The sequence below is a fragment of the Alloacidobacterium sp. genome, from assembly GCF_035631355.1.
Lineage (GTDB): Bacteria > Acidobacteriota > Terriglobia > Terriglobales > Acidobacteriaceae > Alloacidobacterium.
The window spans coordinates 1-13,649 of sequence record NZ_DASQIX010000060.1; the positions used below are offsets into that span (position 1 = coordinate 1).

15 protein-coding genes are annotated in these 13,649 nt (G+C 55.9%); 9 read left to right on the forward strand and 6 right to left on the reverse strand.

Annotation, left to right across the window (positions count from 1 at the left end):
• Both VEV40_RS10150 and VEV40_RS10155 read left to right on the forward strand, forming a co-directional pair.
• Nucleotides 1–408: FAD-dependent oxidoreductase (locus tag VEV40_RS10150; RefSeq protein ID WP_324832082.1), on the forward strand; the 408-nt coding region annotated here is incomplete at its 5' end.
• 178 nt (nucleotides 409–586) lie between these two features.
• A complete protein-coding gene (locus VEV40_RS10155) occupies nucleotides 587–1,720 on the forward strand; it encodes a citrate synthase (protein WP_324832084.1) in 1,134 nt (377 codons plus the stop codon).
• Nucleotides 1,721–1,783: 63 nt separating this feature from the next.
• On the opposite strand, the gene VEV40_RS10160 is transcribed toward VEV40_RS10155, so the two are convergent.
• The 3 genes from VEV40_RS10160 to VEV40_RS10170 form a co-directional block, all read right to left on the reverse strand.
• Nucleotides 1,784–2,071: a hypothetical protein gene (locus VEV40_RS10160; protein WP_324832086.1), complete on the reverse strand. Its 288-nt coding sequence runs from the start codon at nucleotides 2,069–2,071 to the stop codon at nucleotides 1,784–1,786.
• Between the two features lie 71 nt (nucleotides 2,072–2,142).
• The gene (locus VEV40_RS10165) at nucleotides 2,143–2,694 is read right to left on the reverse strand and encodes a DinB family protein (RefSeq protein WP_324832087.1); all 552 of its coding nucleotides are present in this window, start codon (nucleotides 2,692–2,694) and stop codon (nucleotides 2,143–2,145) included.
• A 176-nt stretch (nucleotides 2,695–2,870) separates the two neighbouring features.
• The gene (locus VEV40_RS10170) at nucleotides 2,871–3,413 is read right to left on the reverse strand and encodes a DinB family protein (protein WP_324832117.1); all 543 of its coding nucleotides are present in this window, start codon (nucleotides 3,411–3,413) and stop codon (nucleotides 2,871–2,873) included.
• Between the two features lie 167 nt (nucleotides 3,414–3,580).
• On the opposite strand from VEV40_RS10170, the gene VEV40_RS10175 reads away from it, so the two are divergent.
• Nucleotides 3,581–4,741, forward strand: a complete 1,161-nt coding sequence (locus tag VEV40_RS10175; protein ID WP_324832089.1) for a cysteine desulfurase family protein — start codon at nucleotides 3,581–3,583, stop codon at nucleotides 4,739–4,741.
• A 124-nt stretch (nucleotides 4,742–4,865) separates the two neighbouring features.
• Here VEV40_RS10175 and VEV40_RS10180 read toward each other — a convergent pair whose 3' ends face one another.
• On the reverse strand, nucleotides 4,866–5,984 hold the full coding sequence (locus VEV40_RS10180) for a DEAD/DEAH box helicase (RefSeq protein WP_324832090.1): 1,119 nt from the start codon (nucleotides 5,982–5,984) through the stop codon (nucleotides 4,866–4,868).
• Nucleotides 5,985–6,496: 512 nt separating this feature from the next.
• On the opposite strand from VEV40_RS10180, the gene VEV40_RS10185 reads away from it, so the two are divergent.
• Nucleotides 6,497–7,060, forward strand: a complete 564-nt coding sequence (locus tag VEV40_RS10185; RefSeq protein ID WP_324832091.1) for an RbsD/FucU domain-containing protein — start codon at nucleotides 6,497–6,499, stop codon at nucleotides 7,058–7,060.
• Between the two features lie 65 nt (nucleotides 7,061–7,125).
• On the opposite strand, the gene VEV40_RS10190 is transcribed toward VEV40_RS10185, so the two are convergent.
• Nucleotides 7,126–7,560: a hypothetical protein gene (locus VEV40_RS10190; protein WP_324832093.1), complete on the reverse strand. Its 435-nt coding sequence runs from the start codon at nucleotides 7,558–7,560 to the stop codon at nucleotides 7,126–7,128.
• 147 nt (nucleotides 7,561–7,707) lie between these two features.
• Here VEV40_RS10190 and mnmA point away from each other — a divergent pair, with 147 nt between their 5' ends.
• The 4 genes from mnmA to VEV40_RS10210 all read left to right on the forward strand — a co-directional run bounded on the left by mnmA (nucleotide 7,708) and on the right by VEV40_RS10210 (nucleotide 11,384).
• Entirely contained in the window at nucleotides 7,708–8,826 is a 1,119-nt protein-coding gene (gene mnmA / locus VEV40_RS10195; RefSeq protein ID WP_324832094.1) for a tRNA 2-thiouridine(34) synthase MnmA, read from the forward strand.
• A 275-nt stretch (nucleotides 8,827–9,101) separates the two neighbouring features.
• The gene (locus VEV40_RS10200; protein WP_324832096.1) at nucleotides 9,102–10,049 is read left to right on the forward strand and encodes a hypothetical protein; all 948 of its coding nucleotides are present in this window, start codon (nucleotides 9,102–9,104) and stop codon (nucleotides 10,047–10,049) included.
• Nucleotides 10,050–10,197: 148 nt separating this feature from the next.
• Complete coding sequence (locus tag VEV40_RS10205; RefSeq protein WP_324832098.1) at nucleotides 10,198–10,863, forward strand: pentapeptide repeat-containing protein; 666 nt, start codon at nucleotides 10,198–10,200, stop codon at nucleotides 10,861–10,863.
• A gap of 161 nt (nucleotides 10,864–11,024) precedes the next feature.
• Nucleotides 11,025–11,384, forward strand: a complete 360-nt coding sequence (locus VEV40_RS10210; RefSeq protein ID WP_324832100.1) for a hypothetical protein — start codon at nucleotides 11,025–11,027, stop codon at nucleotides 11,382–11,384.
• Nucleotides 11,385–11,442: 58 nt separating this feature from the next.
• On the opposite strand, the gene VEV40_RS10215 is transcribed toward VEV40_RS10210, so the two are convergent.
• Entirely contained in the window at nucleotides 11,443–12,939 is a 1,497-nt protein-coding gene (locus tag VEV40_RS10215; RefSeq protein ID WP_324832102.1) for a SpoIIE family protein phosphatase, read from the reverse strand.
• A 135-nt stretch (nucleotides 12,940–13,074) separates the two neighbouring features.
• On the opposite strand from VEV40_RS10215, the gene VEV40_RS10220 reads away from it, so the two are divergent.
• Entirely contained in the window at nucleotides 13,075–13,587 is a 513-nt protein-coding gene (locus tag VEV40_RS10220) for a DinB family protein (protein WP_324832103.1), read from the forward strand.
• Nucleotides 13,588–13,649 lie beyond the last annotated feature (62 nt).

Consider the following 13,649-nt stretch of genomic DNA (forward strand, 5'->3'; position numbering starts at 1 on the left):
CTCAGCCTGGATTGCGTCATCCGCACGCCGGAACTCTATCTCGTTCCACGTGGCGATGGTCGGGTCGTTGTCGGTGCTTCGGTCGAACACGCAGGCTTTGACAAATCTGTCCAGCAGAACACGATTCAGGCGCTGCTCAATGAAGCTGCCGCTCTCTGGCCGCCTATCCGGAAAGCACAAATCGTGGAAACCTGGGCGGGACTGCGTCCCGGCTCTGCCGACGGTCTGCCCATCATCGGCCCATATGGTAACGAAAACTGCTGGATTGCTTCGGGACACTTCCGCAACGGCATCATGCTCGCGCCAGCAACCGCGCAGGTCATGCGTGAGTTGATTCTCAACCAGCAGCCGAGCATGGACCTTGAACCATTTCGCTGCCACCGGTTCCACGCCGCAACCGTCACATAGTGAAAGTCGTGCGCGGCCGTAAAGTGACAATGCAATCTCCGCGCTGCTATAAACAGTAGTTAGCCTGTTTTGCACAGCGAGCGTGCAGTAAACGCATTCACCGCCAGGAATTCACATCCGGCATCCAATCAATGTCCGCCTGAAACAGGCCAATAAGAACTGGAGGAATTTAGAACGTATGTCGACCGCCGTAGCTTCAAAAGGTCTGGAAGGGATTGTTGCAGCCAACTCTGGTATTTGCTGGATCGACGGGGATGCCGGGGTGCTCGCCTACCGCGGCATCGACATTCATGACCTGGCGGACTCATCGACCTTCGAGGAGACGACTTATCTCCTCTGGCATGGCAAACTTCCCACCGCAACAGAACTCGAAGCCTTCAAGAAAAAACTTTCTGATTCCCGCCAGCTTCCCGCCGACATCCTCAAGCTCCTCAGAGAATTTCCCAAGACAGCCACTCCAATGGAAGTCCTGCGGACCGCCGTCTCAGCACTGAGTTTTTACGATCCGAACGAAAAGGCCGTCGATCACGATTCCAACGTCCGCAAAAGCTTTGACCTGACCGCGCAGATCGCCATGGTCGTCGCCACATTCGACCGCATTCGCAAAGGCAAGCCAGTGGTTGAAGCAGACAAATCGCTCTCACACGCCGGCAATTTCCTCTGGATGCTGACTGGTGAAAAACCGTCCGAGACCGCGACCCGCGCTTTTGATGTCGCCCTGATTCTGCATGCCGATCACGAACTGAATGCTTCTACTTTTGCAGCTCGCGTTATCGCCGCCACGCTTTCTGACGTGCATTCCTCAATTACCGGGGCCATCGGTGCTCTCAAAGGCCCGCTACACGGCGGTGCAAATGAAGCTGTGATGCGGATGCTCTTTGCCATCGACAAGGAAGGCGCCGACCCGGTCGATTACGTGAAGAATCTGCTGGCGCAGAAGAAGAAAATTTCCGGCTTCGGTCATCGCGTCTATCACACCGAAGATCCGCGCGCGACGCACCTGCGCAAAATGTCAGAAGACCTGGGCCGTTCGGCAAACAACACCAAGTGGTTCGACATGTCACAGAAGATCGAAAGGTACATCAAGTCGGAAAAGAAGCTGAATGCCAATGTCGATTTCTATTCCGCCTCGACGTACACTATGCTTGGCATTGACCTAGACCTCTTCACGCCGATCTTTGCCGTCAGCCGCGTCGCCGGCTGGGCTGCGCATGTCATCGAACAACTCGACGACAACCGCCTCATCCGTCCGCGCGCCGAATATATTGGCCCGGAATATCCGGAGAAGTACGTGCCAATTTCGCAGAGGTAGAGAAATCCACGATATGACGAAAGGGCGCCAACATGGCGCCCTTTGCGTTTGAGATTGTTTGTACTACTTGTGATTTCGATTCGCCGCTTCCGCCGCCTCTTTCAGTTCCCGATTCGCCTGATCCAGCAAGTCTTTCGCATGAGCGGCGTGGCCCTGCATGTCCCACTCATTCGCCTGCTGGGCGGCAGAGATCTTGTTGTACGCCTGCTCAGTCAGGCGTTGCGCTGCAGCGATATTCGGATGATGGTTGGGATTTACATTTTCGGCAGGCGGATGCTGGGCGATCGCAACACCACCTGCAATCAGACCCAGTCCAAGTGCGCTTCCCAACAAAATTCTTCGGATGTTCATTACGGTTCCTCCGAAAGTGAACATATCAGAGTCCAAGAACCGTTTATTGATTTATTTATCTGGGAGCTTTCCTAATTTCCGCCCTGCCGGCTTGCCGGAGGCACGATCCCGTTCATCCGCAGATACACCACCATCTGGCCGTAGTGGTCCATCGAGTGCGCGACGCAGAACGCGGCCGTTCCCCCACGGGTCCACTTCTGAGTTCCTGATCCTTCAATCGTGAAGGCATTTGCAGCTGTAATCGTGCTCAAGGCGCCGTGCGCGTATGTGTATGAATCCTTCAGCGCCTTCATGATGTCGTCTTTGCTGGTCAGCTTCTCGATGTCAGCTTCTTTTACTGCAGTACCGGGCGCATTCCAGCCATCAAAAAATTCGTAATTCGCCTCCGCCAAGTGCTTCACCTGCTGGCCGAATGTACGGACGCCCTTGAACTCACCCTGCGTCGGCGCAAAGTTGTATTTGTCCGCGGGCATGGCATCCGCCGCGCCGACAATTTCCTTCTCGACCGCCGTCATCAAATGGTTATAGGTGTCTCCCGGAACAGCTTGCGTAGCCTGTGCATGGGTAAATGTCGCCGGAATAGTCAGGCAACAAAGCAGTGCGATACAAAATATGCGAACCATCTTCACGTGTCTTCCTCCTCTGAAAGTACTGCGCAAGCAGCCTAGCAGAACCAACTCCCCGAGTTGTTAAATCCTCACCCAGGATCGGAAAAATGAGACGTGTCGTTCATATCGCGTGACGAACGTTGCGATGGCCGCGGAAATCACGTTTCCCGCGGCCCGCATAAGAACCACCATTAACCCCTTCTGCTAGCGGGGGGCACGATCCCATTCATCCGCAGGTATTCGACCATCTGGCCATAATGGTCCATGGAGTGTGCGATGCAGAATGCAGCCGCTCCTGCGCGCGTAGACTTGGCGGGGCCAAAGCTCTGCGGCTCAAGATAATTGGTCGTGTTGAGCGAGGCAATTGCCTTGTGCGCATAGGCGTAGGAATCCTGCAGCGCTTTCACGAGGTCGTCCTTGCTGGTCAGCTTCTCGATGTCGTCGCGTTTCACCGCGCCGGGCACACCCCACCCATTGAAGAAGCCGTAGTTGGCTTCCGTCAGGTGTTTCACCTGCTGCGCGAAGGTGCGCACGCCTTTATACTCACCCGCTGTTGGCGCAAAGTCGTATTTGTCAGCGGGCATGGCCTGGGCGGCAGATACGATCTGCTTTTCCGCGAGGGTCAAGAGCTGGTCATAGGTCTCGGCCAGGGTCTTCGGCGCTTCCTGCGCCTGGGTGAACATTACCGGAGCTGTGAGGCAACAGAGCAGAGCTATCGAGAACATGCGAACCATTTTCACGTCATTTCCTCCTTCAAAATCACTGAGACAGAAGCCTAGCAGAAGCGGTAAACCTCATGCGTCAAATCTCCGTTGAGACGCCATAAAACCAGCCCATTTTGAACTGGCGGATTTGTAAGATTCCGGAGGTCGTAAAATACCAAACAGGAGACTGCACGAGAATGAAACGGGTATACATGGATGCCAATGCAACGACACCTCTTCTTCCCGAGGTGCTTGACGCCATGCGCCCGTACTTCATTGAGCACTTCGGCAACGCCTCTTCGATCCATCAGCAGGGCCAGCAGGCCCGCGCCGCTGTCGAGCAGGCGCGTGAATCCGTGGCCGCGCTTATCAACTGTCGCGCCGCCGAAATTGTCTTTACTTCCGGCGGAACCGAGAGCGACAATCTTGCCCTCTTCGGTCTCGTTCAACCCGGCGACCACCTCATTACGTCATCTATAGAGCACCACGCCGTGCTTCATGCCGCGGAAAAGCTACGCGAACGCGGCATAGAGGTGACGTTTCTGCCTGTTTCAGGCGATGGCGTCATCAATCCGCAGGACCTGCGCCGCGCCATCCAGGACAATACGAAGCTCATCAGCATCATGATGGCGAACAACGAAACCGGGGCCATCCAACCGGTGAGCGAAATCGGTCGCATCGCCGCCGAAGCCGACATCTACTTCCACACTGACGCGGTGCAGGCCGCAGGCAAACTGCCCATTGACGTGCAATCGCTACGCTGCGACCTTCTGAGCATCTCCGGACACAAGATGCACGCGCCGCAAGGCACAGGCATTCTCTATGTGCGCAAGGGAACGCAGCTTGAGCCGTTGTTCTTTGGCGGATCGCACGAGCGCCAGCGCCGTGCCGGAACGGAAAATCTTCCGGGCATCGTCGGCCTCGGCAAAGCCGCCGAAATCGCACGCGTTGCGTTGACCGACGGAACTGTGGAGAAAATTGCCGCGCTTCGCAACCGACTCGAACAGGGCATTCTTTCGCAGGTCGAGGACACCGGCGTCAATGGCGGAAGCGTGCGCCGCGTTCCCAACACCACCAACATCTACTTCGACAATCTTGAAGGCGAAGCGCTGGTTATTGCTCTCGATCTTAAAGGTCTGTGCACTTCCGGAGGATCAGCCTGCGCTTCGGGCGCGGCGGAGCCGTCTCATGTGCTCTCGGCGATGGCGCTTGCTCAACCACGAGCTCGCGCCAGCCTGCGCTTCAGCCTGACAAAACTCAGTACAGATGAAGATGTTGATTTTGCATTGGAAGTCATTCCGGTTGCTGCGAGCCGTCTGCGGGAGCTTGCTCCGGTGAATGCCGGAACACTAGGCTGACCATCACTTAGAATGACGACCCATTTGTAGTCTTTGGATCTAAAAGAAAAGGCACAGCTCTTAGGGCTGTGCCTTCTGTCTTTGTTGTACGGATTGTGTCAAATTTCGTGTCGTTTAGCGCGAGTTAAGCGCCGTGGGCGACGCTGTTTACACGAAAGCGCTTCATCTGGATCGAAAGCGCCTTCTCGATCTTGCGCAGGTCCCGGCGCTCGGCGGGCAGGGCGAAGGTGGAGGCCACTCCGCGTTTCGAGGCTCGTCCGGTGCGGCCTACGCGATGCACGAAGTCTTCGGCCACTTTGGGCATGTCGTAGTTGACGACGTGAGCCACATGCGAGACGTCAATGCCGCGGGCGGCTACGTCGGTCGCAACCAGTACGCGATGCTTGCCTTCGGCGAAGCTGCGCAGTGCGGCATTGCGCTGTGATTGCGAGCGGTCGCCATGAATCTGCGTCGCTCCCCAGCCCGAGCGGCAAAGCTTGCGGGCAATGCGGTCTGCGCCGTGCTTGGTGCGGACGAAGACGAGGAAACTTCCCTTCTCGCTCCCAAGCAAATGCTCGAGCAGCTCGAGCTTCTTCTCCTGCTCGACTTCAAAGCTCTGCAATTCGACGTTTTCGGAAGGCTTGAGCACGGAGCCAATTTCGATGCGGACGGGATCTTTGAGATATTCGCGCACGACGTTCTTGATCTGAGCGTCGAGGGTCGCTGAATAGCAGAGCGTCTGGCGCTGAGCTGGAATTGCTGCCGCAATGCGCCGGATAGAAGGCTGAAAGCCCATGTCCAACATGCGGTCCACTTCGTCAAGTACGAGAATTTCGACCTGATCGAGCTTTACAAGCTTGCGCTTGAGGTAGTCTTCGAGACGGCCGGGAGTAGCGACGATCAGCCGCGCTCCCTTGCGAAGAGCCTGCAACTGTGGCCCTTCATTCATTCCGCCGACGACCAGCGCCACATGCAGGTTTGAGCCCCCTGCAATTTTGCGAAAGCTCTGCTCGACCTGCATGGCCAGCTCGCGCGTGGGGAGCAGGATCAGCGCCTTTTTCTCTGACTTTTGAAGACGTTCGATGATGGGAACCAGGAAGCTGAGGGTTTTGCCGGTTCCGGTCTGGGCTGTGGCGAGTACGTCCTTGCCTTCGAGAGCCGGGGGGATTGCGCCTGCCTGCACGGGCGTGGGCGTGTTGAAATTTGCGGATGCCAGGCGCGATTTGAGCGCCGGCGAGATGTTGAAATTTGAAAATTGGTTCATTTGTTCCTTTAAGTTCTGGTTCACCAGTTGCGAAAAACCCGGTCAAGCGCTTTCGGGCTTGACTTACCTCAGCGGCTAAAGCCGCACTCATGCTGTGCGGATACGGCACGGCTTAAGCCGTGCCCTTACGAAACCGCGACTGCTTTTCGTGATTCGTTCGGTGAACCTAAATGTCCGGCGGGCACACGCCTGCGCCGGAATAAGAATTGAATGCGTAAGGGAAAACCTGAGTGAATCCAATCAACCGAGATGAAGTTACCTCTCGGCGAGGTTATGCCGGACGCTGCCTCTCACATGCCGCGTATTGCGAACATGGGCCCGCTCCACGATGGAGCGGCTACGCTGTAGGGGCTTGGGAAATTACGTGCGGTCTGGCTTGCTAAGGCGAGAACGGCTCACAACCAAATCACTGAGCGTAGATATAGTGTACCACGTCTCTGTGTTGGCACTGTGCATGTTGATTTGCAAATCCATATAGTGATCCACGGACAAAAGGAGCTTCTCTATCTCTCATGAAAAAATTTGCGTTTCTTATGCTGGCTGTCCTATTTTCAGCTTCCACTCAAACGTTGCATGCGCAATCTTCAGATACAGATTGGCGCGTCAAGCTCAATCAGGAACTCCCGCTCCTCGGGCACCGCAACTGGATCATGATCGTTGACTCGGCGTACCCACTACAGGTATCGCCGGGAGTGGAAACCATCGAAACCAATGACGATCAGCTTCATGTTTTGCGCGAAGTGCTTGCAGCACTCGATCACTCTACCCATGTCACGCCCAACGTCTACCTCGACGCCGAGTTGCTCTATGTCACCGACCAGGCTGCGCCCGGAGTCAGCGCATATCGCCAGCACCTGAAAGAAATTCTGCATGACCGTACAGTGAAATCGCTCCCACATGAAAACCTCATCAAGCAGGTCAACGACGCCGGGCAGACCTTCCACATCCTCGTGCTCAAGACCGCTCTGGCAATTCCCTACACATCGGTTTTTCTGCAGTTGGATTGCAAATACTGGCCGGCAGCGGCTGAGGAGCAGTTGCGGCAGGCAATGCGTGGCCACACTGCTCCCCAATGATCACTAATTTGGCTGGCAGGATTCGATGTTTCAAAAAATTGAGCCATGGGCACTCAGGCAGTGATTTATTCAGCTGGGATTTCCTGGTTCTTCAGGGTGCTGATGATGTCCTGATGCGGCATGTAAAGAATAATCTTGGGATCATCTCCGCCTATATCAATCACGAAAGTTGAATCGGCTAAAACATCTCTTTCCTCACACGCACCAGTTCGATCTGCAAACAACATTCGCCATTGCGTATCTATCAATCGATAACGAGTGTTGATTGCCGTTTCTTTCATGGATATAAGCTCTGAAGTGCGACATCCCATCTCATCGAATAGCTTCTTGCGTTTTGGGAGTACTGAGGCGAAATCGCTGGCGCGAACAACATTGACCCCTTCAGTGCCGGCTACCATAATCGTTTCTGCAAACTGGGCAATCAGAGCAGGCATGTCGAATACGTTGCTGTTGTATTCAAAGTTGCGCATGAATTGGGCTGTCGTCATCAAAGATTCCATTGAAGCTCCTACATTGAGATCTGATAAAAGGTACCTTTAGTATTGTATCAAATAATGCTAATAAAGTCAATCACTTGTGGCCCTCACTCATAGCCTTCTGGCATATCTCACCAATAGGAAATGAGATACTGAAAGAAGCGCGTTTCCATGCCTGAGAGCTTCAACAATACGGTAGCTGTAGCCATGTCCGGCGGGGTCGATTCTTCGACCGTCGCGGCCATGCTCAAGGACGAGAGCTATGAGCTTGTCGGCCTGACGCTACAGCTCTGGAATCAGCGCCGCCTTGCCGGCAAGGAAGGCATGCCGGCTGAAGTACAGGGCCGCTGCTGCTCGATTGATGATGTGTATGACGCGCGGCGGGTGGCTGAGTCGCTGGGGATTCCGTATTACCTGCTGAATGAGCAGGATCGTTTCGAGGCGCAGGTCGTTCGCCCTTTTGTTCGCGAGTACCTGGCCGGACGTACGCCGATTCCCTGCTCGCTGTGCAATAACTATCTCAAGTTTGATCAGTTGCTGATTCGTGCGCGGCAGATCGGAGCTGACCGCATCGCCACTGGTCACTATGCGCGCAACGAGTACGACCCGGAGCGCAACCGCTGGATTTTGAAGCGGCCTGCGGACACGTCAAAGGACCAGACTTATTTTCTGTTTGGGCTGACACAGGAGCAGCTTTCGCGCACGCTCTTCCCGTTGGGCAGCTACACCAAGCCCGAGGTCCGCGAGATCGCCCGTCAGCACGCGCTTGCCCTTGCCACCAAGCCCGATTCGCAGGAGATCTGCTTTATTCCCGGCGGCGATTATAAGCGCTTCATCGACGCCTATCTCGATGAGCAGGGCGAAGCGATGCCGGACTCGTCGGGTGAGCTGGTAACGACGAGTGGCGAAGTCGTCGGCCACCATCACGGCATTCATAACTTCACCGTCGGACAGCGCAAGGGACTCGGTCTCTCTTCGCCCACGCCGCTCTACGTCATCCAGATCGACAATGCGACCAACAAGGTCATGGTGGGCGACGAATCAGAGACAACCATCCGCACGCTGCGCGCACGCGACCTGAACTGGATTTCCATCGCGTCGCTTGACGCATCGATGCGGGTGAAGGCGAAGATTCGCCATCGCCATGAGCCTGCGTGGGCAACGATTGCAATGGCTGGACCGGATGAAGTGCTTGCGACTTTCGATGAGCCGCAGCGCGCGATTACGCCGGGGCAGTCGGCCGTATTCTATGACGGCGACGAGGTTGTTGGCGGCGGCTGGATCGTCTAGTCCCGCACCCGAGCATTTCGTGTCGTTGGCGCAGACGAAAATGCGCTACACTCCAACTGTCCTCACGGATTACGGACCTTGGTTTGCGAATCGACTACGAAACTAAAATGCATACAATCGGATTCGCTTAGACTCTGCACGACCTGACAGCAAACTCTTTCATCTGCCGCGCCAGACTTTCCCACCCTGCGTTGAAGCCCTCGGGCCCCTGCCTGTTCGATAAGCGACTGCTTATGCGAAAACGCCGGTTATCAAAATGAAGAGGGACAGCGTCTATGCCACAGTCAACGGTTGAACTCAAACAGCGTGTCGATCAAATCTCTGCGATTTTCAAATCAATACTGGACGATAACACTGTCTGGACCAATCTGGGCCAGGCGAAACAACAGCAGCTCGTCACTGGCATCAACAAGTCCTATGGCCAGGCAATGAGCTTTTTCCATGAATATACGACGACGAGAGGAGCGGAAAACAAGGGACGGGCTATCACAACGCAAACGCATGCCGACGTTACCGTTGGGCAGGCGGACCAGATTTTCGCAAAGTCATCGGAATGCAAGAGCGTGACCAAGCCGGAAAAGGGCGCGGTCAACAAGATCATTGGCGAAGCCATTGAACAACTCGGCGGCCAGACGGGACACAATCCTCGCGCCGGCGACGTTCGCATTGTCGATGTAAAGATTGATGGGACCTATAATCCCTGGCCGCTTCCCGGCGGCGCGTACGGAACGAACCGTGGTTCCGCATTGCTTGCAAACATCCAGAACCAGGCGGAGGCGGAGCTCATCGCAATCATAAATGCGAACAAGGCTGGAGCAAACGCTGTCCGCACATGGCTGTTCGGTGAAGATTACGGCAAGGGCCTTGTAACGGGCACTGGACGCTTGCGGGATGTCACCACAACGGTCCCCAATCCGATCAGTCCCCAATTCTCTGCGCCGACAAAGCAAAAACTGAATCCGAACAGCACCCGTCCTGTGTATGCTACGGCGGGCGGGCAAATCCACAAGATTCGTTGTTTAACCATCAAGATTCGTTATGAGGACCCCTACATTTTGCTCGATGTGATGCCCATCAATCAGGTAAGCAGCCTCGCAGAGATTGTGATACAGACCTATAAAAAGACGGATGGAAGCTTGATCACAGAAACGGCAAAAGTGAAGAAAGTTATTTACGATATCACCGACATAAACAATATTCAGGCCCAGATCGTACGCGCTTGAGATGAAGCACGCGAAAGCTCTATAACAATTCCACGACATGCTTGGATTGCGACAACCAACCCGTCCGCCGAAATGGGCCGAATGGCGGCGGCAACACCGAGCAACGTGGATGCTTCCTTTCCACAAGTTCGAATGGTGTCTGCAGTGGATGGCGTGGGGGCTTGGCAACTGGGCGCTGTTGGAAGTACTGGAGTACCTCGGGACATTCTCCGTGCTCATTGCGGTCATCTTTTACTTCGCCGAAAGCGGTGATCGAACGCGCCAGCGACACTACACTGCATGGACTGTCATCAACACAGCGCAGGGTAAGGGTGGCAGCGGCGGGCGCATCGAAGCGCTGGAAGAACTGAACCGTGATCACGTGGCGCTCACCGGTCTCGACAGTTCGCTCGCGTTTCTCCGCGGAGTTCGACTTCCTCATGCGATGTTGAGCCGCTGCTCCTTTGAAGCTGCCGACCTGCGGATGGGTGATTTTCATGACGCCGATCTCAGTTTCTGCAATCTGCGGTCAGCAAACTTCCGCGAGACTGATTTTTCGCGCGCAAAGCTGAGTGACACTGATCTGAATAACGCCGACCTGAATGGCGCCTATTTCAAGTCGGCCGACTTGTCGCGAACCGACCTGTCGAATGCAGACCTGCGCAATGCCGATCTCAAAAACATTCGCTGGGATGAGGCTGTATCGATGCGTCTGGCGAATATTTACGGGGTGCGCAACGCTCCCGACGGCTTTGTCACCTTCGCGCTTGCCCATGGCGCGGTCGCCACGGAATCAGACGAGGAATGGGCAAAGTTGCTGAACGCGGCGCATTAGTATTGCTCTTCACACGAAGCGAATTCCACGCTCAGGGTTGTCCCGAATTGGGCAAATTCTGCGTGCAACACATCTCGAAGAACTCTTCATCGTAAAAGGGGTCTGACAAAAAGAGATGGGACTTGAAGTCACCCATTCGATAACACGGAGAACCCACAACTATGAAGAAAAGTATCCCAGGTCTATCGTTAGCAGCACTGACAGCGGCCGCTCTGTTGAGCGTTCCGGCGGCACAGGCACAATATCCGCAACAAGGACCGCCTCCACCGGATTACGGCCATGAAGTATGGGCCAATCCGCCTGCGGAAGTTCAAGGAATGGAAGCACGGGGTTTTCATGACGGCATTGAAGGCGCGCGCAAGGACTATGAGAACCATCGCCCGCCCAATGTTGAGAACCGAGAGGAGTTTCGACATCCTCCCGTTGACCATCATGACCGCGAAGCATACCGGCATGGGTTCCGGCGGGGATATGACGTCGGCGTTGAGCACCTGATGCGCGGCTATCCACATTCTTACTAAGCTTTAATTTGCGGCCGCTCCTGGTACAGCTTAGTGCCAGGGACGACCGCATCTGTTTCTAAACCGGACGGTCGAAGAGCATCTGCTGGTCGGTTTCGCGGCAGCGGGCGACGATCAGGGTGATGTCATCCTGCTGCTCTTGCGGGCTGAAACTCTGCACCTCGTCCACAACTCCTTTCAGCAATTCTCTGGCGCAGAGATGACGGCGCCGATCAAGCACTTCGGCCAGACGCTGCTCTCCGAATTCTTCGCCGTTATCGTTCATGGCTTCAGTTACGCCGTCCGTATAGAAGCCGAGCGTGTCGCCGGGCAGCAGACATGTTTCGCTGATTTCGCATTTCCAGTCATTGAAGAGGCCGACGACTGTGCAGGTAGAGTGCAGGCGCTCCATGTCGCCGTTATGGCGCAGCAGCAGAGCGGGAAGATGGCCGCAATTGGCATAGCGGAGCATCTGCGCCTTGTCGTCGTATTCGGCAAAGATGAGCGTTGCATAGGCGTTTTCGGCGGTGTTCTCGAAGAAGAGCTGATTGACGGAATGAAGCAGACGCTGTGGCTGGTCAACGACCGTGGCAAGCTGGCCGCGCAGGTTGGCCTGTAGATTGGCCATCAGCAGAGCGCCTGCGATTCCCTTCCCGGCTATGTCGCCGATGACCAATCCAAGGCGTTCTGAGCCGAGATCAAGAAAATCATAGTAGTCGCCGCCGACCTGACGTGCCTGGATACAGACGCCGGCGTAGTCGAGCGACTGAGTGGCAGGGAGCCGTTGCGGAAAGAGACGCGCCTGCACCTGGCGGGCAATTTCCATCTCCTGCGCTGCCCGGCGCTCGGCGTCGCGACGGGCTTCATAGGTGCGGCGTGCTGCTTCCATCTCGCGATTGACCTCGTCGCGAAACTCTTCAGCGGAGATTTTCCACGCCGCTTCGAGGTTGAAGTTCGGCGGGCGGACGCTGGGCGCGTCGAGCAGCTTTGCGTCTTCCATGCGCGAGATGCGGTAAGTGCGGTTGCCGCGATCGGTGCCGGCGTATAAGTACCAGGTACTGCCTTTGGCGATCAAACCCAGCGGATCGACGGTGCGCTCGACGCGTTCACGGCCAGCGCGCCAGTACCAGAACTGCAGCTTTCTGTCCTGCGCGACAGCGTCCTGCACAATAGCGAGCATGGACAGGTTCTCGGTGGTGCCGCGCCAGCCGGTCACATCGATGTAGAGGCGGTCGCGGATAGATGATGCCCGCTCGCGCAGCGGCTCGGGGAGCGCCGCCATCACCTTGCCGATGGCCCTGTCGGCGGCGGCAGCGAGGCGTTTGTCACCCAAAGAGCGCGGCTGCGCCATGAGCAGGGCGCGCAACTCGGCTTCGTCAAGGCCGGGAACCTGTGTGCGCCAGTCCTCGTCAAGCTGCCAGCCGCCGCGTGCGCCGCGCATGGCGAAGACCGGCACACCGGCGGCGCTGAGGGCTTCCATGTCGCGGTGTATGGTGCGCTCGGATACTTCAAGTTTGCTGGCGAGCTCGCGCCCGGTCATCTGCCCGCGGCCTTGCAGCAAAAGTAGCGCGGACATCAGGCGGTCGGCTCTCATGGAACATCGTCTCGCATCACAAATAATAAAATTCGTCGCAATCTCAAGAATTATGACACAAGGTGTCATATATGGCAGATTAAGGTCGATTCAGGGAATTTGAGAGGAGATGCTTATATGAAGATGACTGAATTGTTTCTGGCTGATCTGGAACGCGAAGCGGCTTCCACGCGGCGAGCGCTGGAACGCGTCCCCGAAGGACGCGACGACTGGAAGCCGCATGAGAAGTCGATGCCGCTGGGTTATCTGACAACACTGGTGGCCACGATTCTGGGCTGGATCGATTTCATGGTGAATGAAGACCGGCTCGACATGACGCCCAAAGGCGATTCGAAGTACAAGCCGCAGCAACTGAAGACCACCAGGGAGCGGCTGGATGCTCTGGATGAGTCAGTCGCAAAGGCGCGGAAAGCTTTGCAGAACACGACCGATGAGCATCTGCTCACGAACTGGCAGTTTGTCGTCGGCGGGCATGTAGCGAGCGAAAATCCACGGTACATCATGATTCGCGACGCAGTCTTCAGTCATCTGGCGCACCATCGCGGGCAGCTTACGGTATACCTGCGCTTGAATGAGGCGAAGGTGCCTTCCATCTATGGACCATCGGCGGATGAAAACCCGTTTGGATGAACAGCCAGCAGTGCGTTGACAGCATTCTGCGGACGTTTTTGTATATTGAAGGCTGCAAATCA